General features: G+C 37.3%; 27 protein-coding genes. 16 read left to right on the forward strand and 11 right to left on the reverse strand.

What is annotated here, in order from left to right; genetic code table 11:
* Window positions 1–6: 6 nt before the first annotated feature.
* From RCC89_00325 to RCC89_00345, 5 genes are all read left to right on the forward strand, one after another.
* On the forward strand, window positions 7–726 hold the full coding sequence (locus tag RCC89_00325; protein ID WMJ71622.1) for a YebC/PmpR family DNA-binding transcriptional regulator: 720 nt from the start codon (window positions 7–9) through the stop codon (window positions 724–726).
* 69 nt (window positions 727–795) lie between these two features.
* Window positions 796–1,047, forward strand: coding sequence for a hypothetical protein (locus RCC89_00330; GenBank protein ID WMJ71623.1), 252 nt, complete (start codon window positions 796–798; stop codon window positions 1,045–1,047).
* Window positions 1,048–1,430: 383 nt separating this feature from the next.
* On the forward strand, window positions 1,431–2,372 hold the full coding sequence (locus RCC89_00335) for a hypothetical protein (GenBank protein ID WMJ71624.1): 942 nt from the start codon (window positions 1,431–1,433) through the stop codon (window positions 2,370–2,372).
* Complete coding sequence (locus RCC89_00340; protein WMJ71625.1) at window positions 2,369–2,827, forward strand: PIN domain-containing protein; 459 nt, start codon at window positions 2,369–2,371, stop codon at window positions 2,825–2,827. Before RCC89_00335 ends, RCC89_00340 begins: the two co-directional genes overlap by 4 nt.
* 489 nt (window positions 2,828–3,316) lie before the next feature.
* The gene (locus tag RCC89_00345) at window positions 3,317–4,078 is read left to right on the forward strand and encodes an Eco47II family restriction endonuclease (protein WMJ71626.1); all 762 of its coding nucleotides are present in this window, start codon (window positions 3,317–3,319) and stop codon (window positions 4,076–4,078) included.
* On the opposite strand, the gene dcm is transcribed toward RCC89_00345, so the two are convergent.
* Entirely contained in the window at window positions 4,054–5,292 is a 1,239-nt protein-coding gene (dcm, locus tag RCC89_00350) for a DNA (cytosine-5-)-methyltransferase (protein WMJ71627.1), read from the reverse strand. The two genes, RCC89_00345 and dcm, sit on opposite strands and share 25 nt — an antisense overlap.
* Before the next feature lie 315 nt (window positions 5,293–5,607).
* Here dcm and RCC89_00355 point away from each other — a divergent pair, with 315 nt between their 5' ends.
* The 8 genes from RCC89_00355 (at window position 5,608) to RCC89_00390 (ending at window position 10,951) form a co-directional block, all read left to right on the forward strand.
* Window positions 5,608–5,850, forward strand: coding sequence for a hypothetical protein (locus RCC89_00355; protein WMJ71628.1), 243 nt, complete (start codon window positions 5,608–5,610; stop codon window positions 5,848–5,850).
* Window positions 5,851–6,091: 241 nt separating this feature from the next.
* Entirely contained in the window at window positions 6,092–6,439 is a 348-nt protein-coding gene (locus tag RCC89_00360) for a cation-transporting ATPase (GenBank protein ID WMJ71629.1), read from the forward strand.
* 4 nt (window positions 6,440–6,443) lie between these two features.
* Window positions 6,444–6,674, forward strand: a complete 231-nt coding sequence (locus tag RCC89_00365; protein WMJ71630.1) for a hypothetical protein — start codon at window positions 6,444–6,446, stop codon at window positions 6,672–6,674.
* A gap of 5 nt (window positions 6,675–6,679) precedes the next feature.
* Window positions 6,680–7,174 carry a hypothetical protein gene (locus tag RCC89_00370; protein ID WMJ71631.1) on the forward strand — a complete coding sequence of 165 codons (495 nt, stop codon included), beginning with the start codon at window positions 6,680–6,682 and terminating at the stop codon, window positions 7,172–7,174.
* 405 nt (window positions 7,175–7,579) lie between these two features.
* The gene (locus RCC89_00375; GenBank protein ID WMJ71632.1) at window positions 7,580–8,380 is read left to right on the forward strand and encodes a DNA-binding protein; all 801 of its coding nucleotides are present in this window, start codon (window positions 7,580–7,582) and stop codon (window positions 8,378–8,380) included.
* 102 nt (window positions 8,381–8,482) lie between these two features.
* Window positions 8,483–8,662 carry a hypothetical protein gene (locus tag RCC89_00380; GenBank protein WMJ71633.1) on the forward strand — a complete coding sequence of 60 codons (180 nt, stop codon included), beginning with the start codon at window positions 8,483–8,485 and terminating at the stop codon, window positions 8,660–8,662.
* A complete protein-coding gene (locus RCC89_00385; protein WMJ71634.1) occupies window positions 8,659–8,853 on the forward strand; it encodes a hypothetical protein in 195 nt (64 codons plus the stop codon). The genes RCC89_00380 and RCC89_00385 overlap by 4 nt, the downstream gene beginning before the upstream one ends.
* A gap of 1,027 nt (window positions 8,854–9,880) precedes the next feature.
* Window positions 9,881–10,951, forward strand: coding sequence for a hypothetical protein (locus tag RCC89_00390; protein WMJ71635.1), 1,071 nt, complete (start codon window positions 9,881–9,883; stop codon window positions 10,949–10,951).
* Window positions 10,952–11,185: 234 nt separating this feature from the next.
* On the opposite strand, the gene RCC89_00395 is transcribed toward RCC89_00390, so the two are convergent.
* A complete protein-coding gene (locus tag RCC89_00395; protein ID WMJ71636.1) occupies window positions 11,186–11,665 on the reverse strand; it encodes a hypothetical protein in 480 nt (159 codons plus the stop codon).
* Window positions 11,666–11,878: 213 nt separating this feature from the next.
* On the opposite strand from RCC89_00395, the gene RCC89_00400 reads away from it, so the two are divergent.
* Complete coding sequence (locus RCC89_00400; GenBank protein ID WMJ71637.1) at window positions 11,879–12,226, forward strand: DUF3140 domain-containing protein; 348 nt, start codon at window positions 11,879–11,881, stop codon at window positions 12,224–12,226.
* A 47-nt stretch (window positions 12,227–12,273) separates the two neighbouring features.
* Here the strand turns inward: RCC89_00400 and RCC89_00405 are convergent, their stop codons facing one another.
* The 6 genes from RCC89_00405 to RCC89_00430 form a co-directional block, all read right to left on the reverse strand.
* Window positions 12,274–13,197, reverse strand: a complete 924-nt coding sequence (locus tag RCC89_00405; protein WMJ71638.1) for an NAD(P)-dependent oxidoreductase — start codon at window positions 13,195–13,197, stop codon at window positions 12,274–12,276.
* A 114-nt stretch (window positions 13,198–13,311) separates the two neighbouring features.
* Entirely contained in the window at window positions 13,312–14,328 is a 1,017-nt protein-coding gene (locus RCC89_00410; GenBank protein ID WMJ71639.1) for a GNAT family N-acetyltransferase, read from the reverse strand.
* 724 nt (window positions 14,329–15,052) lie between these two features.
* A complete protein-coding gene (locus tag RCC89_00415; protein ID WMJ71640.1) occupies window positions 15,053–15,451 on the reverse strand; it encodes a hypothetical protein in 399 nt (132 codons plus the stop codon).
* Window positions 15,452–15,666: 215 nt separating this feature from the next.
* Window positions 15,667–16,419, reverse strand: a complete 753-nt coding sequence (locus RCC89_00420) for an HNH endonuclease (GenBank protein ID WMJ71641.1) — start codon at window positions 16,417–16,419, stop codon at window positions 15,667–15,669.
* A 366-nt stretch (window positions 16,420–16,785) separates the two neighbouring features.
* Window positions 16,786–17,370: a hypothetical protein gene (locus RCC89_00425; protein ID WMJ71642.1), complete on the reverse strand. Its 585-nt coding sequence runs from the start codon at window positions 17,368–17,370 to the stop codon at window positions 16,786–16,788.
* 28 nt (window positions 17,371–17,398) lie between these two features.
* Entirely contained in the window at window positions 17,399–18,028 is a 630-nt protein-coding gene (locus tag RCC89_00430; protein ID WMJ71643.1) for a hypothetical protein, read from the reverse strand.
* A gap of 281 nt (window positions 18,029–18,309) precedes the next feature.
* On the opposite strand from RCC89_00430, the gene RCC89_00435 reads away from it, so the two are divergent.
* Window positions 18,310–19,110: a hypothetical protein gene (locus RCC89_00435; protein WMJ71644.1), complete on the forward strand. Its 801-nt coding sequence runs from the start codon at window positions 18,310–18,312 to the stop codon at window positions 19,108–19,110.
* A gap of 491 nt (window positions 19,111–19,601) precedes the next feature.
* On the forward strand, window positions 19,602–21,623 hold the full coding sequence (locus RCC89_00440; GenBank protein WMJ71645.1) for a hypothetical protein: 2,022 nt from the start codon (window positions 19,602–19,604) through the stop codon (window positions 21,621–21,623).
* Here RCC89_00440 and RCC89_00445 read toward each other — a convergent pair.
* The 3 genes from RCC89_00445 to RCC89_00455 form a co-directional block, all read right to left on the reverse strand.
* The gene (locus RCC89_00445) at window positions 21,620–21,913 is read right to left on the reverse strand and encodes a hypothetical protein (GenBank protein ID WMJ71646.1); all 294 of its coding nucleotides are present in this window, start codon (window positions 21,911–21,913) and stop codon (window positions 21,620–21,622) included. The two genes, RCC89_00440 and RCC89_00445, sit on opposite strands and share 4 nt — an antisense overlap.
* Window positions 21,914–22,494: 581 nt before the next feature.
* Entirely contained in the window at window positions 22,495–22,938 is a 444-nt protein-coding gene (locus RCC89_00450; protein WMJ71647.1) for a hypothetical protein, read from the reverse strand.
* A 223-nt stretch (window positions 22,939–23,161) separates the two neighbouring features.
* Window positions 23,162–24,232, reverse strand: a complete 1,071-nt coding sequence (locus RCC89_00455; protein ID WMJ71648.1) for a M42 family metallopeptidase — start codon at window positions 24,230–24,232, stop codon at window positions 23,162–23,164.
* Window positions 24,233–24,280 lie beyond the last annotated feature (48 nt).

Below are 24,280 nucleotides of genomic sequence, written 5' to 3' on the forward strand. Positions count from 1 at the left end.
AAAATAATGGGAAGAGCATTTGAATTCCGCAGAGCCCGTAAAGAAAAAAGATGGGACAAAATGGCAAAAACCTTTTCCAAGTACGGAAAAGAAATTGCACTGGCCGTAAAACAGGGCGGACCAGAAGTTGAAACCAATCCGCGACTCAGGGTTGTAATCCAGAATGCCAAGTCTGAGAATATGCCCAAGGATAAAATTGAAGCCGCTATTAAAAGGGCATCTTCTAAAGACGAGAAAGATTATGAAGAGGTGGTCTATGAAGGATATGGCCCCCATGGTATAGCCTTTGTTATAGAAACCGCAACGGACAACCCTACCAGGACAGTAGCTAGCATCCGGCTGTATTTTGATAAAGCTGGAGGAAGTCTGGGTAAAACAGGCTCTTTGGAGTTTCTGTTTGAAAGAAAAGGCATCTTCAGGCTTAATGCAGGAAACCTAAACCTAGAAGACCTGGAGCTGGAACTTATAGACTTTGGCGCAGAAGAAATCAACCAGGATGGTGACATTATTTATATTGAAACCTCGTTTACTGATTTCGGAACCATGCAAAAGGCTTTAGAAGACAAAAAGCTAGACGTGATCAGCTCAGAATTGCAGCGTATACCCAATACACTCGTAGAGGTATCAGAGGCGCAAGCAGAGGAGATCAACAACCTCATTGACAAGTTTGAAGAAGACGACGACGTTCAGGCAGTATATACCAATATGCAGCCATTGGACATTTAGCGTTTGCAGGAACTTCCCATTGCAACTATATGAAAAAACCTTGTGTTAATTAATAAAGGAGGTTTAATTATGGGAAGAAACGCTAAAATTGCACCGACTAAAAAAGAAAAAGCGCCTAAAAAAGGCAGCCCTTTACATTCAGAAAAAAACAAAGCCGGGGGCGACCGCGAAGTGAACGATCTTGAGCACTTAGACGAACACTTCGACGCAAGTGAGGAGTTTACCAATGAAGGCCCCGACGAAATTGGCAACAATGTAAAGGTCAATAACCCTAACAGGGGCCATGACAAACCAGATTTAAATAAACCTTCTTATAAATAAGTAAGAAGGTAAATCTAAATATAAAGCCACTGAGATTTTAAAATGTCTCAGTGGCTTTTTTTCTTAGGTGGGATAGGTTTATTGATTTGTAGCTGAAAGCTACAGTAAAGGATAATTGAAATAAAATCTTTGAAACTAAGGATTTTTTAGATACTTTAAATATCTGGTAACATTTGGGAACGTTTAATAAATTTTTAAAAAATGGTCACCGATAGCCAATATCCTGACTATTAGATTGGTAAAAAATTATAACGATTGTATATCCTGAATTCTCGGGATATACAATCGTTATGCCTCATCCTAAAAAACGACACGATAGACAATAATTAGACAGAATTTATAACTTTGCGAAGGAAGCTTTTCTATTAAAACAGGAAATTACAATGAATTATGATATAAAGATATTAGGCGAAGACGAAGACAATGGTTTATTGGAGTTTGACCGATTAAACCTATTGACAAAGTCTACAAAAGACATTGCCACGAAAGCATTGATGTTTAAATTAAGGGGATTTAGCGATATAAATCCTGATAAAAACCTTAAAAAAGCTTTGGCTATGCGGTTGCAAAGCATTTCGGGAAGTGGGCAAGACGGCACTTCACTTACGATTGACTGTACCCATTTTTCGGAAACCATTAAAGGGCTTCAATTAGAAATGTTCAAACCAAGAGAAGAAGTCTTGCAATTAACCCCAATGGCATTGGTGATTCATTCTTTTCAAACAGCTTTGAATGGTGAAAGTGAAGATGCGGATCTAGACAAACCTCTACTAAAATCCTTGATGAATTTCAAGAAAAATTTCATCAGTGATAATGAAATATTCTATATAGCAAATCGGGGAACTATTGCAGAAGTAAGATTGACAAAAGATGACTTTCAAAAAATCGGTCTATTAGAAGATAGTATACCTGAACCAAAAAAGGTAATTGTAAATGGCCAATTAGATGAAATGAAAGTTTCCAAAGGCAAACTTGGCTTACAGACAGAACAAGGTTTAGTTAATGTGTTTGCCAATGATAAAACTATAATAGAAAGCATTGTTAGTTTTATGGGGAAGGAAGTTACCATTTCAGGAATAGCACACTACAAACCAAATGGACAACTAAGCTTTGTGGAAATTCAAGAGTATGGAGAGCCAGGCCCAAGAGATAGATTTTTCTCAAAAAAGCCATCTGCAATGACTGCCCATCAACAATTGCTATTTCAGGCTAAACAAACAAAAAAATCAAGCTCACTTTCTGCCTTAAAAAGTATTTCAGGCTTATTAAAAGATGAAATTAGTGAAGAACAGTTTCAAGAAATGCTTAAAGACATACACAGATGAAAAATATTGTTATTGACACCTGTGCATTTATTCACATTGTAAGAGATACTATTACGGGTAAAAAATGTATTGAAGAGCTTGAAAAATATGATGAAGCAGCGAATATTATTGTTTCAGTTGTAACAAAAGCAGAATTGGAATCTTTTATTGCACAAAACAATTGGGGTAAGCCTAAAATAGAACGGCTAAATAATATACTCGAAGAAATTACCTATATCGACATTTATAATGCCGACCAGCTATTGATTGACTCATATACTGAAATAGACGCATTTTCAAAGCGAAAAACCAAAGATAAAAGTGGAAACTCATTAAAAGGTTCAGCAAGAAAAATGGGCAAAAATGACTTGTGGATTGCTGCAACGGCATATTCACTTGACATTCCACTATTGACCACAGATGGAGATTTTGACCACTTAAACAAGACCTTAATAGACGTAAAGAAAATTAATTAAATGTAGGAAGAGCGAAGGCATAATCGAGTAGACGGCTCTGCCAGCTAGAGAACCGGCAGCGTGCGTCTCAGGTGACATAAGAACATCTCGTACCTCCCCTACAAGCCGACCCATCGCTAAAAATATCCACCGAAGATTTTCTTAACGCAATGCCCCAGTTCACTGGATCTGACGGCGGTTTTTAAGGTAGTAGTCCAGCATTGATTTGTAACCTCTTTTCCTGATTAGCGACAAGGTAATAGTAGTTTAAGAATAGTGTCCGCCCGCTAGCGGAGGTCCCGAAAGAATTCGGAACAGGCATTGCACCCTCTGGAATAATATGGTATCTTCGATCATCGGAGGGTCTGTTTGGTGGCAGATAAGTACTGAACTGCTATCAAAGCCACGTCCGAAGGTATATATTAAGGTTGGGCAATGTACGACAAAACCAACCAGTAAACATAAAAACCCGAAAAGGAAAGACTAACTTTACGACCTATTTAGAAGCTTATGGCAAACAAATACGTTGATTTCATTTCAGATGAACATTTGTTGGGTTGTATAAAGAACCTATATGAATCTTACGTAAAGGCTAAATCAGATGTCACAAAAAAGAAGTTCTATAAAAACAAGATTGACACTTTTAAGCTCACTTTTGATTCGAAGTTCAATGATTTAGATGAAAAGGCCATCATCAAATCAGAAATGATAAGACAGATTGACAAATCAATTAATAATTCAATAGGGACTTTCCACGAACAGGTTCTTGGTGGTATTGATGGCTACGAAACAGGAGTGCTAACAGGCTATGATGTAAAAGCCAATGATAATACATTGTTTGCTGAAGTAAAGAACAAGCATAACACCATGAGCAGCTCTGCTGCTGAAGCGGCATTTCAACGATTAGCCAGATTTGCAGATGATAATAGAAGTGCCAAATGCTATTTAGTTCAGATTCTTGCCAAAAAAAGTTTTAAAGAAAAGTGGGAAGCAATAATTAATGGCAAAGAGTATAGCCACAGTCGTGTCTATAAGATTTCAGGAGACCAATTCTACTTTTTATTGACGGGACAAGAAACCGCTTTTTTTGACCTATATCAGGCTTTGCCAAAGGCCCTCAAAGACTTTCTTGGCGAGCAAGAAGAAGTAGAAGCAACTGAGAATTCAGCTCTTTCAGACATTGAATCACAAACAGAAGCAAGTGGACGATCAATTTTTAATGAGATAACATTTGAAAACTATAGCTACTACTTAGGCTTTGACAAACTGTAATATTCATTTAGGAATTTAATTACGGAAAAGCCTAATTCTTGTCCAAGGTTGACAGGTACTGCGTTTCCAATTTGCTTGTACTGTTGAGCAATAGAACCAGCAAAAACCCATTCATCAGGAAAGGTTTGTATACGTGCGTACTCTCTAACTGTAAAAGGTCTTGTCTCGTCAGGATGACATCTTTCTGTTTGCTTTTGTGCAGGACTGCAAGTAAGAGTTAATGAAGGTTCATCCCATCCAATTCTTCTAGCCATCCCTGTTTTTCCTCCACCAAGATAAAAGCTACCACCCATGTACTCTTTCTGAACGTCAATTGGTAAATCTCTCCAATAACCTTTAGGTGGCACCATGTCTAAAACTCTCTTCTTGTATTCAGGATAAGTCGCCCCTTTAGACTTGGGAACATCGCAATCGAAAAGCTCACCTTTTTTCAAAGCATCCTTTAGGTTGTAAATCTTCTTGTGCGGTTTTGGATAATTATATTCGATATCAACATCCTTTCTAATTCCAACCACAATCAGCCGCTCACGCTTTTGTGGAACTCTAAAGTTGATAGCTTTTAACACTTCAACAGGGACAACTCGATACCCTATTTCATCTAAAATAGAAATCATCCCAGCTAGTGTTTTCCCCTTATCGTGGCTTAAAAGTCCTCTGACATTTTCGCCAATACAAATAACGGGTTTCACTTCTTGCACAACACGGGCAAACTCATAAAACAAAGTACCTCTTGCATCATTTAGACCTAGTTTCTTTCCAGCATAACTAAATGCTTGACAAGGAAAACCACCAGTCACCACATCGACTTGGCCTTCGAACTCAGTAAATGAGTAATCTTTAATATCACCTTCTAAGACCTTCCAATTTGGTCGGTTATTGCGTAGCGTTTGACAAGCCCATTTGTCAATTTCATTAAGAGCAACACACTTTAAACCTGATTTTTCTAAACCAACGGCAAGCCCCCCTGCCCCTGCAAATAATTCTAATACCCTATATTCATAGTGTGGCTCAACATAGTTGGAAATCTCATCATCAAAATTCTCGTCAAATAAAGAACCTAGAAGTGTCTGAACGTCTTGTTTTCGATAAACTCTGTAGTTTGAAACAGGCTCTCGGACTGCACTTAAGATACCTTCTCTATCCCATCTTCTAAGAGTTTCTTTACTTTTACCTACGAGTTCAGCTGTTTCTGACAATGAATAATAATCACTCATATAACCAAGTTGTTAAACCTTGCACAATGGTTACAAATATAGCGGACATTTTTGAAAGAAAATAACTCATTGAAGAAAAAAAGAACGATTGCCATAATCGAATAGACAGCTTTGCCAGCTAGAGAACTGGCAGCGTGGGCCTCAGATGATATAAGAGCGCCTCGTCCTCCCCCCACAAGCCGACTCCATCGCTAAAAATATCTACCGGAGGTTTTTTCTCCACGAAATGCCCTAGGTCATTGAATTTGAGAGCGGTATTTCAAGTAATAATCCAACATTGATTTGTAACCTCTTTTCCTGAGTCTGGACAAGGTGATGGCAATTCTAAGAATTGGTCTTTGGGCTACTGCCTACCCCACCCATTATTCTCCCTGCAAGCCTTCCAAGCCAACAAGTTTAACTCTAGGAGAAGTTGAACTAGGAAAGCATCATAAAACAGAGCCTTTTCTAGGCGTTTATCACCTGGAAAAGACTCCAATTGCGAAAGATATCTTATATCCGATTATTGGCTTTTTGCTCTACCCATTGTTCGCAGGTGCTGCAATGGTAATAGTTTGAAATATAAAAAGTGATATCCTGTAAATCTTATAAATCAATAAGAAAATAATGTAACAGTCAAGAGCAAGGGTATTGCGAATTTTGCATCATCAATGTTACACTAACAACATAAATTAATGAATAAAACGCATAAAACGCTCAAATTCAAAACCAACATCAACTGAGGGGGATGTGTGAATAAGTGATTGTGAAAGTTCAGGAGGCTGGACTGAAAATTGAATTACTAACTAACAATAAAACCATGATACCTAATAAAGTAATAATAATGCTTTTTGTTACATCGATTGTATTTACAAGTTGTGAGGAAAAGATTAACAATACAAAAACAGAAACCCAAAAAATTTATGGTAACTGCCTAATGTGTAAAAGAACAATCAATAAAGCAGGCAATTTGAATGGTATTGCTAAAGTAAATTGGGACAAAGAGACCAAAGTGGCATCTATAACCTACGATTCTTCTCAAACGACTTTAAATGAAGTTTTACAACGTATAGCCAATGCAGGCTATGACAATGATGTCTTTACCGCACCTGATGAGGCTTACAACGACCTATATAAGTGTTGTAAATATGAAAGACAAAAAAAATAAAGAAATGAGAATACTAATCTCTGCAACAGCTCTTTTGGTTTCAATACTTATTGCCTCGTGCGGAAACAATAGTAACGAAGAGTCAAATTCAAATGCTGCCGAACAGGTTGAACCAGCATCATATGAATGTCCGATGAAATGCGAAGGCGACAAAATGTATGCTGAAAAAGGTACTTGTCCAGTTTGTAAAATGGATTTAGAGCTTGCTTATAAAGAAGCTAAACTAAGAATATGAGAACAATGAAAATAAAAATAAAGAAGCCAATATTAGTTAGTCACATTACTTTTTCCGTTGGTTGGCTTGGCTCGGTTATAACCTTTTTAGTTCTAGCGGTTACAGGCCTAACAACACTTGACAACCAATTATCTCGTTCAGCCATTGTTGCTATGAATATCAATGTCTGGTTTGTAATCGTCCCACTTTGTTTTTTATCCTTAATAACAGGACTTGTTCTGGCATTGGGTACTAAATGGGGACTGTTTAGACACTATTGGATAACAGTAAAATTATTACTGACAGTAGGTATGACATTTTTATTATTAACTCACTTGCAACCCATAAGTGAGTTAGCGAATGTGGCAAGTGAAGCCTCATTCGCTAACTCAGATTATACAAATGAACTACTTACAATTATTGCAGAAGCTGGGGGAGCCATATTGACGTTGGTTGGTGTTATTACAATTTCAATCTACAAACCATGGGGAAAAATACAGAAAATTAAAAAAGAAGCTTAGCCTTGTTTTAATTACTGGTTAACTTGGTTGTATGACGCAGGTATATAGTTCCTTAACGTTATATAGTAACTTTAGATCAGCAAATAGGCTTGATGAGCTTTGCCACACATGACCAGATTCTTGATAATGAAACAAACTCTTTGAAAGCAAGGATTTTTTTTTATTTAAATATCTGGTATTAAATGTTTAACAATGGATATATCACTAATAATCAATGATATATTTTTTGACAAAAATTATAAAACAGGTGTATCCTTGATTCTCTAGATATATATCGTTCTGCGATACCTACAAAACAGCCGCAACAAATAATACAACCTACAAAAAGTGGGCAGAACATTAGCAGAATTATTTTTTACAATTAAAAAGAAAATAAAACTAAATTGGGAAAATATGGATTGAATTATGATGAAAGATTTAACACAGTCAGCAATTGACAGACAAAATATTCTCAATAACACCCGAGCAATTGAATTAATTCAGTCCAAATTAGGCATAACAGGCTTGCTATTTAATGGTGAGTACAAGTTTACTACTAAGATGGTTATGGACTTTTATGGTATAAGTAGAGTAACTGTTAGTAGATACATTGCCAATCATCAAGATGAATTACAGCATAATGGCTATCAAGTTTTAAAAGGGCAAAAATTAAAAGAGTTTAAAGAATTATTCTCACATCTAATCGCTCCTACAGATGATGATGAAACACAGAGTATCACTAATGACACTCTGTCAGGACAAAAACCTAATAAACAGTCAATTAATAGAGTTAAAGCATTAGCACTATTTAACTTTAGAGCAGTATTGAACCTTGGAATGCTTCTTACCGAAAGTGAGCAGGCTAAGCAAGTAAGAAGTTTGATGCTCGATATTGTAATTGACACCATAAATAAAAAAATAGGAGGTTCTACAAAATACATTAATCAAAGAGATGAAGATTTTTTAGTTGCTATCACCCGCGAACCTATATACAGAAAAGAATTTACAAATGCCTTGAACGAGTATTTAGAAATGGGGCCTATAAAATATAGTATCTACACAGATGCTATATATAATGCTATTTTTAAAGAAAATGCTAAAGAATACAAAGCAATATTAAAACTAGAAGCTAAAGACAATCTACGTGATACAATGTACGCAGAAGTGCTTAAACTCATTGCCTCTTTTGAAATTGGTATTGCGGATGAAATGCAAGAAAAGTCATAAGAATTAAGAAGAAAACTAACACCAATTGAACTTAATTTACTTATTGACCGATTTGCCAATAAAAGACAATGGATACCTCAAATCGAAGATGCACGAGCCAAAATGGCTACCCGTGATTATGGCTTGAGAAACATTATCCATCAGCGACTGCAAAACTATATTGGTGCATTAAGTAAGGATGACTGTAATCGATATTTAGGAGAGAAAAGCAAATCACTTATTGAGCGAGTAGTTGAAAACCCTGAACTCCTAGATGTTTTTAAAAGGCTAAAAGATAGATGAGTACAGAGTTTCAATATTTTTCGGTTGAATGTGCTATTGAGGTTCATGATAACATCATCAAAGAGTCGGGTGGATTTTTGGGCATCAGAGATAAAGGACTCATAGAAAGCACACTTGACCATCTACAAAATGATTTCTATTATCCAGAAATCGAACATAAACTCACTCATTTACTTTATTCTATCAATTAAAACCATTGCTTTAATGATGGGAATAAAAGAGCATCACTTGCCTTATCAGTTTATTTCCTATCTATTAATGGCTTAGACGTTTTGATTGATAAATTCATTATTGAAATGGAAAATATTGTGGTAGATGTAGCAGATAACCGAATTGATAGAGATTTACTATTTGACATTATAGAATCCCTTCTATATGAAGACGATTATTCAGAGACCCTAAAACTAAAAATTATCCAAGCAAAGCTTTCAAATAATAGCTAACTATGCCATAACAAGGATGAGCCAAATTTAAAAAAGCACTCTCACAATCCAGTAGACGGCTCTGCCAAATAGTTTTATCATTGACAATCACCAACCTTTATTAAAATAGGTATATCCTGAAATCTTTGGATATAAAAACGTTATGTGGCACATGAAGCATTGGAAAAATGAACCTTGAACGTTATATTAGGGTATAATAAGAAAAAGGAGGTTATTATGATAAGCATTAAAGAAAGAAAGATTAATAAAAAGGATTGATAACCTTTCTGAAGATAAACTTAACGATGTTTCACAATTTCTGGAATCACTGGAAATAGGAAACAACAAAGGTAAGCTTTTAACTTTTGCAGGAAGTTGGAATGATATGGACGATGAGACTTTTAATGAATTAACTAATAGTAGGATGCTGTAGCTGCAAGCTACAGTGGGCGTATAAGGCTAATGGAGATCCGAGTGCTTATCCTGCTGAAAAATCCTGTTAATTCTCAAATTCTGAAAATTCTGATTCAGACAAAAAAACCGAAAGCTCCCCAAAAAACCTTCCGGTTATGGCGTTTCGTCCTACCCTTCTGACCCATCGCTAACAATCTCCACCGGACATTTTCTTCACGAAATGTCCTAAATTTACTGAATCTGTGGATAGTGAAATTTTTGAAAGGCTGGTTCTCTCCACAAACATTTATATCCCGTTTGGAAGTTTTCATAGATAGTTCTACTTTGAGGGCTTTTTGTCTAGCTAGTTACGACTAAAACTTAGTTATCTTTCTGAAATTCCATGCAGTATCTAATAGTTTCTTTTTCTCCTGATTTAATACTAATCCAGAAGTCTTTTAGGATTTACAAATTATTTTATGCGTTTATTGCTATACTATTTATTGGAGTCGGGCTTATTTTTGCTCAGGAAGCTTATGAAAGTTTTGAGCTTATATTAGCAGTTATTGCTGGGCTTCTTATTGCCTTAGGCCTGGCAGTGTCGGGTTTAGCTATTTATTATTTACGGAAAGATAAACATCCCTTTCAGATTTTTCTCAACAAAAAAAGTGGCTTTATTAAAATCAGGCAAGGACGCAAAGAAACAGATCCTGAAATCAAGGTTCCATTACAGGAAGTGGCAGATGTGGTGATGGAAACGCGCCTTGACAGAAAAACAAAATTTGGCGATGTGTATGCCTATTACGTCATTTTAAAGATGATGGATGGATCAAACTGGGAAATAGTGTATACGGAGCATGAAAAATATGCTGTCCAGCAGCTTGAAAGGTTTAAGTCATGGATGGAAACAGTCAAGGTTCACCCTTTTAAGAATGGAAACAATGTTTTGCCGGATGGCATAGAGGCTGAAAAAACAGATGGGGCCTTCAGTATTAAGTGGCAAAACAAAGCTTCATTATATAATCTGCCGATGTTTAATGGTGCAAGGATACTGCTAGTGCTTATACTATGCGGTACTGTTTGGATGGTTGTGAATGATTTCTCTCCAATCCTTTTGATGGTTTACTTATTCGTTGCTGCGGTTGTTGCAGGAGGGACAATACAACTACGGGACAGAAGGCGCAGAAAAAGAGATTACCTTTACAGGTTATGCATAAATCCTGAAAATATTGTCTTTGAGGAGACTAACACAAAGCAGCAGAAATCTGTGAGCAGCTCCTTTGCAATGGATAAAGTGGAAGCTTTCCGTTTTCCTATGAGTTCAAGGCATACCCGAAGGGTACTGTATCTCGCCTTGAATGACACGCAGGAGGTGCCTAAATTTACTTTCGATGATCTGAACGTTGTTGAACTCATGCAGCTTCAGAGATATTTTAACAAGCTTATTGCAGAACATAAATCTGTAAAGCTATAGGATGTTTTGCCTCCGGTTTAAATGAATTTGAAGGAAGAAAAAACAAGCCATATTATTGCCCACTTCAATGAAGTCCAAAATGAAGCCAGCGAGGGCTAGATATAAACTGGCACAATGATCTCCGAAATAGGTGGCACAATGATCTCCGAAATATCCACCTTGCAAACAGCAAAGCCCCCTTTGCTACAGAAGAGAAAAAAGCAGCCCTATTGAGGCTGCCGTATATCCAATCTATTACTTTTGCAACACAAACCTCAGAAGCCCTCCTGAACCGTCCTCATACGACCTAGCTGCACTGTTAGCCGGCTCCATCTCAAGGCTCCCTTCCACCCTATATACTCTGTCATCCTCCTGCTGAAGGTCCAAAACTTTGGGTTCCACAGGTCGGTAATTTAGCTGTTCCCCTTTATGGTGGATCCTTAACATGACGCTCGGAGGTTCATCAAACTGGTAACCGGAGCGGTCTTGGGTCTGCCCCCATCTGATACTCAAGTTTGATTCATAATCATCCGATTCAGCCCACATCTGGGTTACTTCCCCTCCCGGTATCTTTCCGTTCCTCAAACGGGTAAAATCCAAGGCTTCTCCCTTCCACTCGATGTCAATGATCTCTTCACGGGGCTCATTGGTAGCCGAATTGCCTTCTCCCCCCTCGCTGGAGCAGGAAGCAAGAAAAACCAAAAAGGCGCATAAACTAAAATAGTACTGTTTCATTTCGTTAAAATTTAACCAGACAAATAGTATTATTGACACTAATTTTAAAAAAAGCTTATAGAATTTAAAATATACCTCATATAAAGGCCTGACAATATGAATTACAGCAGTTGCTTAAAGGTAGAAGCCTCCACCCCTAGCCTACCTACTGAACCGGTTAAACTCCTTTAGGGAAAGCATTGTTTTGAATACAAACTAAAAACCAAGCAGACCATGGATGCACAGGAAAAAAAAGCCATAAGAATGGATTTCTACAAGAAGGTAAACATGTCTCCTTCAGAAATAGAAAACTGGTTGAAAACAGAGGAATCCAAACAAGTGGGATGGAACAGCGGAGACGGAGAATCTATCGGCCACAAATCAGGAAAGCGTATTGTTGAGATTCGTCGCCACAAAAAAGAAGAACTCTCGGAAGAAGATTATGCGCACTTGAAAAAGGTGAACGGTTATGTGGCAAGGCATACCGCCCAAAGACCAAGTTCGGAGGTAAAAAACTCCTCTTGGCGCTACAGCTTGATGAACTGGGGGCATGATCCCTGCAAAACAGAAGGTTGCCCTTAACACGTTTGGGGAAGTCCGGCACTTTTCGAGCCGGAAGCGCAAGTGGCTCAGGGCTTCCCTAAATAATCATATGCATTTTGTAGCACTTTTTGGGACAACCTTTTGTAAGCCATATCTGTGCCTCCGGCAGACTTATCAGAATAGATGACATTCTTGTACTTTCGGAGCAAGGCCTCATGCCCCCTAGCTCCATCTGAATCCACAATGGCATAACTGATGCCCCGACCGATCCAAGCTTCAAAGGCATCAATTTCATAGGTTGGGCCCAAGGAGGTATTTACTAGAACCGAGTTTTCCTTCATTAGGGAAAATGCTTGTTTTCCCAATAGCCTATTGTTTCGTGGAAGGTGGGTGCTCACAACATCTACTGTGGGAAGCAAGTCATTTAAGGGCAAGTAAACCAAATTTTCAGACTCCAATCCTTTCTTCCTGGTTCTACTGTAATAGTAAACCTTCATACCAAAAGCAAGAGCGGTTTTAGCAACCATTTTTCCTAAAGTGCCCAGCCCGATCACGCCCAAACTTTTACCATGTAGCTCCGTTGGCCTATCCTTCCACTGTATCCCGTGCAGGCCCTTGGCCAAAGAGATCAGCTGGCCAAACAAAAACTCCACAACCCCTTCGTCTGCATAGTCTTTCACGCCACGAACTTCTATACCCCTTCGCGCGGCCTCCTCAACATCTACATTGCAAGAAGACCTATCCAGCAAACTACAGCATAAACCTATATACTCCAAGTTTTGGCATTGCGATAAGACATTGGCGGACATGGGCGTGTTTAAACTTACCAAAACACAATCTGCATTTTCAATCCTATTGCGTATCTCATTTTCATCATTAGCATCGGGATAGCCCTGGTACACTCTAGGTTCCGTTATAGAAATTTCTTTTAGAGCATTGAGCGCCCAGTCCTCAAGTTTGGTATTGTCTAAACATACGATCTGCTTAAACTTTCTTCTTTCTTTTGTCATTGCCCATGTCTCCCTCCCGGTACAGCACTGTTTTTGGGGAACCTAGTTAGGTGTATGGCCCTTTCTCCTCTTGAAAAACCAGTATTTGTAGGCGTTCTTAGCCCACTATCCGCCCTAAGTTTTAGGGGTGCTGACCTGGGTAATTCCTTTTTTTATCATTCTAAAATTAAGCAGCGCCTTCTTTTTGGACTTCTTTAACTGCTGCCTTTCAACTACAAATCCTTTTTTTTCAAAAAAACCCTTTGCTGTTATGCTTACATCTGAATAAATTAAGTCATTGTTTTGTTCAATGGCTTTTTTCTCAATTTCTGCCAATAGGGCACTTGCTACGCCTTGTCCTTGGGTGTCCTTGTCAACAAACATAAAATCCAGGTATCCATCTTTTGCCAGTGAACTAAAGCCCACCATATGGTTTTTGATCTCTGCGACCACAAAATACTGTTCTTGCATTTTTTCCAACCACTTATCGGTGTCAGCTTTCCATGATGACCAATCGTCCACCTCTTCTTGGGAATAATCTCTTATGTTAATATTTTGAATCGTATCATAAAACAATTGCGTTATTCCTCCGACATCGGAGGCATTCGCCCGTCTTACCAATAGATCACCAGTATCGTACTTTAACAGTTCTAAATACGGGTCACCTTCCAAACCAAGCAATTGAGCAAAAGCAGGTTCTGTCTTAACTCCTTGTTTCTTCAATTCTACAATCTGATTTTTAAACTCCGTCCCTTTTTCCTGCAAAATCCGCCTTTCAATTAACATATGTCGAAAAGAATTTTGTTTATCAGTCGGAACATTTTGCCCAAATATTTCTATCGCTTGACCTTCATAAGAAAAACTGGCAATGGTGGACTTTATCCCATAATGGGTATTTGTCCATATCTTAAAATCAGGATATTGATCAAATGCCTCAGCCAAATCCTTAGTAAAGGCAATATGGTCTTTGCACTCACAACTTATGTCTAAGTCACTATCAGGTAAGCCAATCCCAAGCGGTATTGTTCCAGTCAAAATCGGGCTGTACTTTTTCAAGCAATCAAACACCCCAAGTTCTTGCAATACAAAATATGCGTCCCTCTGGCGTTTATTTCCTGATTTCAGATAATCAATATTTTTGAAATCAATCATATCGTTTCTTTATCTGCTGTTTGTACTTTTCTTCTAATCCACGGAATGGTTTAGGACTTTGCGTTTGGGCGGGTTATGTAACAAAAAACCCAAGTTTACCCGTAACTTGCGTGAAGCAAAACCCGTTGTAGCCATAGGCATTTTCATATACCCAAAGTTATCAGGTGTTTTACTTTGTAGTATACTAATGATGCTTTAATGCACCTTTTCAATTCAATTACAGGGACGTTTTTATTAAACTGAAACACAATGGCCATATTCCCTTCATATTGAGAAATATTCAAAATCCGAATAATGTTCTGACATCGGAGTTTCTTCATCTGGGCTACTACGTATATCTACATTTCAATTATACAGAGAGGGTAAATAAACATTGCCAGACGGACTCCTTTTATCTACACAAAACACAGTTTCAACCACACAATTATACTAAAGAAAGTTTAAAAAAGGGACTCTCCAAGTATTTTTGGGTAATTAGATATTCGTGGTAGTGAGGTTTTGGAGAAACGGTAGTAGGTTTTGGTAGCGACAGGATACTTTTAACACTGCAGTTTAATTTAATAATAAGTTGCTATAGCTGGAAGCTACAGTAAGCATATAGAGGTGATAAGGATCATATAGGGTGATAAAAATTGACGAACTAAGAGGTTTTTATATTACTTCTTGCTTTTGATAAGTTCTTAACTTTCGCATACCAAGACACAAATTCTTGGAAACAAAATTGTTATCTCTTTTCTTTTTTTCCAATTATACACGAAAAATTACCTCGAATTGGTAGGTTAAGTTTTTTAATATCTTTTAAATATTCAACTATACTTATTCCTTTAAAAACCAGTTCTCCGACAATTGTGTCACCGACAGAAAAATCAGACAGGTTTAGTTTTAATTCTTGCTTAATAGGATATGCGGTAAACCTTTCCGGTTCAATGTCCCCGGCGTGGTTGTAAATTGCATAAAAATTTGAGTCTCCAACGCTTATATTAATAGATTCATTAACAAATACACCATCATAATTTATAGAAATAGATAGCACTCCATTTTCCAGATCACAATCACATAGCCCTTCGTATGCTTTATCATTAACTTCATATTCAGCAACTCCGGGCTCCTGAATGTTACCCATCTTGAAATGTGGCAAAAAATCAACTTTTGTGTTTACTCCTCCAGTTTCTGGAAACTCTCACAAGAAATAAATAAAATTAGAAATATTATATAGCTGTTTTTCATTATTGCCCTCAATTTAAAATAGCAAGGAAACTGCCTCTTAAAACAGCAACTATACCACGAATTAACTTTCCGATACTACTAACCCCGCTGCTATTCTTTATACAGTGTTGGCTACTGGTGATCAAAGTTATTCGAGATTATATCTTTTAATTCGTCAATTGAATATGGTGGTTCTTTTTTATGCAACATTGCATGGCAGTTGGGACAAACAGGTCTTAAATCTGTTATTGGATTAACTTCGTATTCCTCTCCGATATCCGCAACTTTTACCAAATGATGAACATGAATATAATCCTTTCCTATTTGTCCGTAAACGGACTCAAAATTGAAATCACATACTTGACATGTTGAACCAAAATGTCTAATGCACATTAAACGAGCCTTACTATTCCGTTCATAGGCATTAACAGTTATAGATCTTTTTGCTCCTTCTGTAAGAACAGAATCTCCATTACTTGAAATTTCTTCTGGCAATTGTTCTTCACCTGTAAGTTTAGTTATCTTTAGTGCCTGAACTAATTCATCCTTAATCTTCCAAACAAATAAATTTCCCTCATTCCACCCATCAAAGAAAATATCCCACTTTCTTTCTGAACCATCTTCTCGAACACTGAATCTTACAGGAAATTTTTTCGCTAACCTTTTACCCCATCTACCGATTTCTAAATTTAATGCACTTGAAGTATTTTTTCCCTTATTTCCCAAAATTAACCCAATTTGACTTGCAGGGATCTTATATCCTTCAAAAGAATACATCGTCTGCAAAATTGCAATATTAGTATCGTTAGAAACTTCTTTATCAAGAAGTACATCAACCCATTGCTCAGTAGATAAAGTTGTTCCGATATGATAGTGTTCTCTCATTAAATTTACCCTGCTGTATGTTTTGCGTATATCCTACTTGCAGCGTGTCATATAAAAATAGACAAATACCCTCCGCTTATCTACTTAAAAACTAGTTTCAACCGCATATTATACTAACGAAAATCTAAAAAAGACCATTATACAAGTATTTTAGATGATTTGACAATACTGGTCGTGAGATTTAGAAAACCGGAAAAACCCATTGACTTTCTCATTTTTTTCAAAGGACAACACAAACAAACACCTGTTTATCTTTACTTTCCACTAAACCTACGTTGTACCGAAGGTTCAGTTGTGAAGCTAATAACAGGTAAACGAGAACTGGAGGCATTGCATCTTGAACAAACTAGGAATACCGGTTTAACTTTAAAAGTGATAACTCAACAACAAATTGTTTAATGGGACTATATTAAACTGTAGGATTTTAGGCACTGAGTAATAATCACGACCATTCCGTTCACTATCACTATAGCTTTCTCCATATTGATATGCCGCATATAAAGCAGTTTCAAAAGAAATACTGACCTTAGGGTGAAGGTGGTAAGTTAAACCAACTATTGGCTTAATGCCAGCAGTTAAAGTCCAACCAACCCATGAAGAGCTTTCAGATCCCTGAAAGAAGCGTCTAGTATCTAATACTATATCTGCTCCGTAGTAAAACCTCCACCTATTTTCAGAAATAAAGCGCTGGTAACCTAAGCTTGTCTTTACATTAAATTCTCTAGTACGACTCTTTGCGTGCGACTCCCGATTAAGCAACTCCCCTTGAAAATTTAGTGATGCCCTAAAGGCGCCTTTTTCCTGATGAAGTCTATACATGCCACCAGCCTGTTGTCCAAAGAATCCAGAAAAATTAAAACCTATTTCATGTTTTCCTTCAGAAAAATCCTGTGCAGAAGCAATGTTTAAACTCAATGCGAAAATAAACACAGCCAAAAACGATATTTTCATACCTAGTAAGTTAAATAGTAGTAGTTAATTAAAAGTGATAGCTGATCATCAACAGACTTACGGGTCTATAAAAGAAGCTTAAACCTCGTTCAGTAAAAGTTGGCAAAGGACGATTGATACCAGATGAAAACTCATGCACCCTTGTTTTGCTTTCATTATAAATCCAGCTTATGTTAAGTGCAGTTTCTACCGACAAACTTACAGCTTCAGAAAAACTATAGCTCAAACCTACAAACGGCTGCAGTCCACCAGATAACCCATAGCCTCTATAATTTACTTCTCGACTTTCAGAAGGTGTCACATAACTATTTGACTGATACCCTAACACCGCATCGGAACCATAGTAAAAGGCCCACTTATCAAATGGCCTGTTCCATTGATAGCCTAAAGCAAGGCTGGAACTAAAACTTTGCGAAGCATTGCCAGAAAGTCCTTCGTCAGTATTGGTCATAAATCGACCACCCAGGGACAATGAAACCCGAAACGCATTGTTCTCAGTGTGGTTCCTATAAAATAATTTACCGGTTCCTGCACCAAAAAGTCCAGAGACATCAAGCCCGATCTCATGTTTTCTGAAGGGTTCTTCTTGTGCAAATCCTGTATTAAGACCAGATAGGAGAAAGAGGACTACAACTCCTACATAAAAAACATTTTTCATAAAAAGAGACAAATTTTATAGGGCAAACATAACACTTTTTCATCCAAAAACACCAAAAAAGAAGCAACTTTTTATCGATAGAAAGGCGTTTTAAGCAAACAAAAAAAACTACCGAACCTTTAATTATGAAGACCAATATCTTGAAAGGCAACAGAAAGCCTTGATGAATTTTCCTGAGTTTTACGCCCACGTTTTTCTTGAAGAGCCAAGGATTTTATATAATTTGACTTTCCCTTAAACTTCTATTGTAAGGAAAGTAAACCAGCTTAAAATTAAATCAAATGAAACCAGTCATTGCGGCATTGCTGCTTCTACTATCTTTTACACACAAAGTAAGCGCGCAAGAAGAAGAACTATATAACATACCACCCATTTGGAAACTAGGGGACAAGAAAAATGTAACAATAGAAGCCAACAACCAAGTCATAGTTAATGACTCTGTCATTTCCAATACCCGATCAAAACAAAAGTATATTATAGAGGTCATAGACACGTCTGGCCACTATAAGCTTTTATACAACTTCAATGCAGGCGAAACTGAGTTGGATTTCTCCTCTGAAATTTCTGAAATAGAAGAAATGCCAAACATGATCATTGAACTTGTTCACAATATTGAAAATCAAATAAAGGACATGAGCTACATTGTGAACATTAACAAAGAAACGGGGCTAGCATTTGGCATTGACAATGAGGGTGACCTGATAGCCCATATAAAGTCTGCTAGTAACAATTTCCTCCAAGACTATGCGTTCAAGATGAAAATACCTAAAGCTAAAGCAGATAGCCTTGAGTATAAGGTTGTCTCTTACCTTACAAAGGTAAAGCAAGGGCTTTTGGAAACCACCATAAATGAAGTAAATAGCATCTTGCAAGCTTATTCTTATAGTTTTCCTATCAACGATTCCATTTTTATTGAAACGGAAGTTTATGATGTTAACGCACTTGGTGGTTTTACAGGCTCTGATTTTCCAGCAATTATGATGATAGCCGCTGAATTAGTTGATGAAGAAAGGCCCCTTCTTATCAAAACCCAGCTTAACTATGACAAAGCTTTTTTTCTTGAACAAATAAAGGGAAAATAGGAAAGCTTAGAGCATATAACTGAAGACCAGCTAAACCTTATAGAAAGCGAAGAGGTGCTGATAGACTTGCAAACGTCATGGATCCTGAAACATACTACTAATGTACTGTTTGAAATTCCAAAAATGAAAACCATATTCAAACAAGTGGTAAGTTTTGATTAGCAGCTAAAAATTCGGACCGCACCGAAAATAAATTTACTATATTAGGGCCTGCTGAAAAAGTCACAAGTGTGCAAGCTACGCATGGCCTTATATGAAGACGTATTGGAATACTTCGAATGTAAGGCCATAAAATAGATTGTGTGCTTGTGGCTAGCCCAAAAAAAGTATTAGATTAAAAGATTCTCAATTTACTATGCACGGAAAAAAAAGAAATAACCGAAAAGCCCTTGCACCTATACCTTTTAATCTTTATATAAATATAAACAGATCAATATTTTGGGCGTTTTTCAGCGCGCCCTATATTAGCCCATGGACACTGAACCAATAAAATGCCTTTAGTTCAAAAGTATTCAGTCACTATTTTAATAGTAGTGTTAGGCCTGGTTTTTCACCTAAACTACATTGATGAATTTCCGGCACACATCCATGCATGGGCTCAGGCAGATAGATATGCCTTGGCGCTAGGCTTTTTGAACAATGGGTTTAATTTCTTTAAACCTGAAATGTTCATTATGAACCACCAATTTCCACATGATTGGGAGGTAGCTTACACAGAAAGTATTACCGCTGTTGATTTTCCTATACATGATTATCTTTCTGCTGTTTTAATGAAAACTACGGGCAATGACTCTCCGCTATTTTTTAGGAGCTATGTCCTTCTATACAGCTTTCTAGGTTTGTTTTTTCTTTTCAAGCTTTCTTATCTTATCACCAAAGACCATTTAAAGTCTTTGTTTATTCTGATTTTTGCAGCCACCTCTCCTGTTTTTGTTTATTACCAAAGCAGCTTTTTGCCTTCTGTACCTTCTCTAGCAAATGCTATCATAGGACTTTATCTCTATACCAAATACCTGATACACAAAAAAGAAAGTTACTTCGGGTTTGGAATCTTATTTCTGACACTGCCTGCTTTAAGCCGGACTACCTTTATTATTCCTATTATTGCTATTCTTGGAGTTGAGTTTCTAAGATTTTTGAAAAAAGAAAATCAAGTTCTGCCGAAGGTTGTTCCTGTCACCTTATCCTTTGCTTCAATTATAACATACTTTTTTTACAATAAATATCTCAGAGAAACCTACGGTTCGGCATTTCTAAACTATCTGCTCCCCCCTAGAGACTTTAATCATGCTAAAGAGTTACTCGGAACAACTTTTCAGAACTGGGGAACGGAATATTTTTCTGTTTATCACTACCTCACGGTAGGCTTAATAACTATTGGGATTTTAATCTTTTTCCTAAAGAAAAAAATAAGCTTTAGGGGTTTATCGTGGCTTTTACTGCTAAACGCCCTCATGTTTCTAGGCTGTATACTTTTTGCAGGCGCAATGCTACGGCAGTTTCCTGCTCACGACTACTACTTTCTAGATACATTTTTTCTACCAATATTGCTTTTCATAACCATACTACTTGCCATGCTGCCTAAGCCTGAAAAAAGGTATGCTAAGGTATTGGCAACTAGCATAATTATTTTTATCAGTTTACCTTTAATAGTAAACGCCTCGCAAAGCCAAAAGAAAAGAAGGGCAGAGGGATCCAGAACGTTAACAACCATTAAAAATTTTACCAATGCTGATAAGCTTCTGGACTCACTAAATATTGAAACTGACAAAAAGATTCTAATACTAGATTCCGACACACCTAATACCCCGTTTATACTGATGAAACGAAAAGGGTTCTCAGTCCTAAACACCCGCCCTCACACGATTGAACAAGCCCTAAAATGGGACTTTGATTATATAGTACTTCAAAATAAATTTTTCCTTAACGATGTATATCCTGTTTACCCAGAAATCCTTTCCCGTTTGGCTAAAAAAGGAGACAATGGCTATATTTCTGTTTGCTCGCTAACAAGTTCTGAGCAAAAGCAAACCTTGTTTGACTTCTTTAACCTCAACAATACCTCTCCAGTCGTCCATGCTAAAATGACCTTTGACAGTACAACTAAAGAAAGTTATTGGCGAAACATTAATACGACTGACAAAAAAGTGTTCTCTGGCACAAAAGCCGGCATTTTGAACCCATCTGATCTTTATGGGGTAACTTTTAAGACATCAGATTTAGAAGAAATCATGAGCAGCCAGAGATATCTACATTTTTCATCCTACTTCTTTTTGGAAAATATAGTCGATGCTGAACTCATTGTTTCTGTTGACCATAATGGGCAATCAATTTTTAGTGTAAGAAAAAGGATAGATGAAATGGTCAAGCAAAGTGGCCAATGGGAAAAAGGGAAGTTTTTAGCAAGATCGCCAGAAATAGAAAACTTGGATAACCATGAGCTTTCGGTTTATCTATACAACCCAAACCAAAATAGCCTGTATATCGACGACTGGGAGATTAAAATTTTCTAAGATTGCTGCGCAAGGGAAAGTAGCTGGCAAAATATCTCATTGGCTTTCGCCTCTAAACGCTTATTGTCAGTCATTCGTTTTGCTAAGGGAGCAACGCCCCCTTCTTTACTTATGACGACCAAAGAGTAAGCATCTTTTTTTATAAAAATTTGCCCCTGTTCCTCTGAAAGACATAGCGTATATCCTCCAAACGTATAGCCATTTTCATGGCCTATCATTTTTTGTTCTTCTAGGTACAAATAGACCATTTCAAAATTTGCTTCAGAAAAGCAGGATGCTGTTTTGTTCATAGTATATAGTTTTACTTGGCCAGGATTTGCCCCAATCAAACTTTGAAAAAGAAAAATAAACGAAAACCCCAATATCCACCTTCCGACAACAAAGCAGAGCATATTACTATTCATTCTATTAAAAAAAGCATTGATGATCATAAAGCCTAAGACTTTGATTTATTATTCCATTTCGCGGATATTTCAGAATTAGCACTAATGATATATAGCCGCTATTTTCGCCACTTCGGGGCTTGGTTCAATTAGCTAATCCATTTCTCAGGGCCACACCCCTGAGCTATTTTATATCGCTCCGTTGGGGTTTATTGGTTTCAATAACTTACTAAACTATTGGCAAACCATCTTTTGCTCCTTATTGTAACAGGCAAAAGTACTAAACTAATATAGCACCAACGGTGCGAAATAAATAACAATGGGCAATAGCCCATTGCAGCAAACAACAAACTGCTCCCAAGCCCTGGGGGCGAAATAGCTCATTTAAGCCGTAAACTTACTATCAATCAGCAGCAACAAACAAACTTCGATGTTACGCTATTATAAAACCTCTATGGATATTTTTAAATATTCACCTTCAAAACAAACTACTCGGCTGTTTTGCTTATTTCTACACCGTTATTATAAGTCACAATCCCTTCTATTTCACCGAAGCAATCATATATAATCCATTCATCATGTCTTACATAGTCAACAATAGGATGTTCATGATAGACTGCAATTCCTTCCGCCTGTAACATTTTATTAGTTCTGTACTCTTTTATATAAGCAAAAGAAACTCCATCATTTTCAGTTGGACTAATAATTTCGAACCATAAGGTTCCATCTAAAAATAATTGTTCTGTAGAGTCATTGAATTTTTGCTCTAGAGTTTTTCCTGTCGCTACCCATTCCGGAGGACATGGATCAGTATTACCTTCAACATTAATAAAATCTTGATGGCTTTTATGTTCAATATCATCCTGCTCTTTTACCGAAGAGCTACTACAGCTGAACCATAACAGCGATATAATCAGTATAAAACTTCTCATTTGCCTTTATGTAACAGGTAAAAAACACTCACCTAATATAGCACCAACGGTGCGAAATAAATAACAATAGGCAATAGCCCATTGCAGCAAATAACAAACTACCCCCAAGCCCCGAAAGGGGCGAAATAGCTAAATGCTCAATCCTCATGTTTATCTTAACAAAAAAACCGCTGCATGAGAAATCTCAATGTACAGCGGTTTTTCATACGTTATTCTATTTGCTTTATTTTATATACCGAAAATCATGTCCGGATTCAAGTTGAACCAAAAACTCATACATCAACTTGATTACATTTTCCACATCTTCTTTAGACGCTGTTTCTACCGTAGTATGCATATACTTCAATGGAAGCGATATCAAAGCCGAGGCTACACCTGCATTTGAATAGGCAAATGCATCTGTATCAGTTCCTGTAGCTCGCGAGGCAGAAGCCCTTTGGAATGGTATGCTTTTCTTCTCAGCAACGTCTATAACCATGTTCAGCAGGTTATTCTGCACCGCCGGTCCATATGTCAAGACAGGCCCTTTTCCACAAGAAAGGTCGCCATGAGAAACTTTGTTATAGGCAGGCGACTGCGTATCATGGCACACATCAGTGACTATAGCTACATCTGGTTTAATCCGGTGTGCAATCATTTCAGCACCTTTCAGTCCAATTTCTTCCTGAACGGCATTGACTATATACAACCCAAACGGCAACTGTTGGTTATTTTCTTTAATCATGCGCGCAACCTCGGCAATCATATATCCACCAATACGGTTATCCAGCGCACGTCCGGTATAGAACTTATCGTTCAGCACCATAAACTCATCATCGAAAGTAGCTACGCAACCTACGTGCACACCCAAATCTTCCACTTCTTGCTTAGAGCTACAGCCTAAATCAAGAAATAGGTTTTTCATGGAAGGTGGCTTGTCGTTCTCATTGTCCCGCACATGAATGGCAGGCCATCCGAATATTCCTTTTACAATTCCCTTTGAGGTATGGATATTCACCCTTTTAGAAGGAGCTATAGAATGGTCAGAACCTCCGTTTTTTCGCAGGTAAATGTAACCGTCTTTGGTAATATAATTTACAAACCATGAGATCTCGTCGGCATGTGCTTCTATGACCACTTTATATTCTGCTTTAGGGTTAATCACCCCTACTACCGTACCATACGTGTCGGTAATATACTCATCTACAAAAGGCTTTATGTATTCTAGCCATTTTTGCTGCCCTCCTGACTCAAAACCAGTAGGGGAAGCATTGTTAAGGTAATCAATTAAAAATTTCTGACTTTGCTCGCTCATATCTCTCTATTAATTAAAAAAACTCCAGTAAAACTGGTATTTACACAT

Source organism: Cytophagaceae bacterium ABcell3, from assembly GCA_030913385.1.
In the GTDB taxonomy this organism is placed as follows: domain Bacteria; phylum Bacteroidota; class Bacteroidia; order Cytophagales; family Cytophagaceae; genus ABcell3.

Coding starts and splice junctions, on each gene's coding strand:
- RCC89_00325 (WMJ71622.1), top strand. CDS start 7: ATGGGAAGAGCATTTGAATTCCGCAGAGCCCGTAAAGAAAAAAGATGG.
- RCC89_00330 (WMJ71623.1), top strand. CDS start 796: ATGGGAAGAAACGCTAAAATTGCACCGACTAAAAAAGAAAAAGCGCCT.
- RCC89_00335 (WMJ71624.1), top strand. CDS start 1,431: ATGAATTATGATATAAAGATATTAGGCGAAGACGAAGACAATGGTTTA.
- RCC89_00340 (WMJ71625.1), top strand. CDS start 2,369: ATGAAAAATATTGTTATTGACACCTGTGCATTTATTCACATTGTAAGA.
- RCC89_00345 (WMJ71626.1), top strand. CDS start 3,317: ATGGCAAACAAATACGTTGATTTCATTTCAGATGAACATTTGTTGGGT.
- dcm (WMJ71627.1), bottom strand. CDS start 5,292: ATGAGTGATTATTATTCATTGTCAGAAACAGCTGAACTCGTAGGTAAA.
- RCC89_00355 (WMJ71628.1), top strand. CDS start 5,608: ATGGCAATTCTAAGAATTGGTCTTTGGGCTACTGCCTACCCCACCCAT.
- RCC89_00360 (WMJ71629.1), top strand. CDS start 6,092: ATGATACCTAATAAAGTAATAATAATGCTTTTTGTTACATCGATTGTA.
- RCC89_00365 (WMJ71630.1), top strand. CDS start 6,444: ATGAGAATACTAATCTCTGCAACAGCTCTTTTGGTTTCAATACTTATT.
- RCC89_00370 (WMJ71631.1), top strand. CDS start 6,680: ATGAAAATAAAAATAAAGAAGCCAATATTAGTTAGTCACATTACTTTT.
- RCC89_00375 (WMJ71632.1), top strand. CDS start 7,580: ATGATGAAAGATTTAACACAGTCAGCAATTGACAGACAAAATATTCTC.
- RCC89_00380 (WMJ71633.1), top strand. CDS start 8,483: ATGGCTACCCGTGATTATGGCTTGAGAAACATTATCCATCAGCGACTG.
- RCC89_00385 (WMJ71634.1), top strand. CDS start 8,659: ATGAGTACAGAGTTTCAATATTTTTCGGTTGAATGTGCTATTGAGGTT.
- RCC89_00390 (WMJ71635.1), top strand. CDS start 9,881: ATGCAGTATCTAATAGTTTCTTTTTCTCCTGATTTAATACTAATCCAG.
- RCC89_00395 (WMJ71636.1), bottom strand. CDS start 11,665: ATGAAACAGTACTATTTTAGTTTATGCGCCTTTTTGGTTTTTCTTGCT.
- RCC89_00400 (WMJ71637.1), top strand. CDS start 11,879: ATGGATGCACAGGAAAAAAAAGCCATAAGAATGGATTTCTACAAGAAG.
- RCC89_00405 (WMJ71638.1), bottom strand. CDS start 13,197: ATGACAAAAGAAAGAAGAAAGTTTAAGCAGATCGTATGTTTAGACAAT.
- RCC89_00410 (WMJ71639.1), bottom strand. CDS start 14,328: ATGATTGATTTCAAAAATATTGATTATCTGAAATCAGGAAATAAACGC.
- RCC89_00415 (WMJ71640.1), bottom strand. CDS start 15,451: ATGGGTAACATTCAGGAGCCCGGAGTTGCTGAATATGAAGTTAATGAT.
- RCC89_00420 (WMJ71641.1), bottom strand. CDS start 16,419: ATGAGAGAACACTATCATATCGGAACAACTTTATCTACTGAGCAATGG.
- RCC89_00425 (WMJ71642.1), bottom strand. CDS start 17,370: ATGAAAATATCGTTTTTGGCTGTGTTTATTTTCGCATTGAGTTTAAAC.
- RCC89_00430 (WMJ71643.1), bottom strand. CDS start 18,028: ATGAAAAATGTTTTTTATGTAGGAGTTGTAGTCCTCTTTCTCCTATCT.
- RCC89_00435 (WMJ71644.1), top strand. CDS start 18,310: ATGAAACCAGTCATTGCGGCATTGCTGCTTCTACTATCTTTTACACAC.
- RCC89_00440 (WMJ71645.1), top strand. CDS start 19,602: ATGCCTTTAGTTCAAAAGTATTCAGTCACTATTTTAATAGTAGTGTTA.
- RCC89_00445 (WMJ71646.1), bottom strand. CDS start 21,913: ATGAACAAAACAGCATCCTGCTTTTCTGAAGCAAATTTTGAAATGGTC.
- RCC89_00450 (WMJ71647.1), bottom strand. CDS start 22,938: ATGAGAAGTTTTATACTGATTATATCGCTGTTATGGTTCAGCTGTAGT.
- RCC89_00455 (WMJ71648.1), bottom strand. CDS start 24,232: ATGAGCGAGCAAAGTCAGAAATTTTTAATTGATTACCTTAACAATGCT.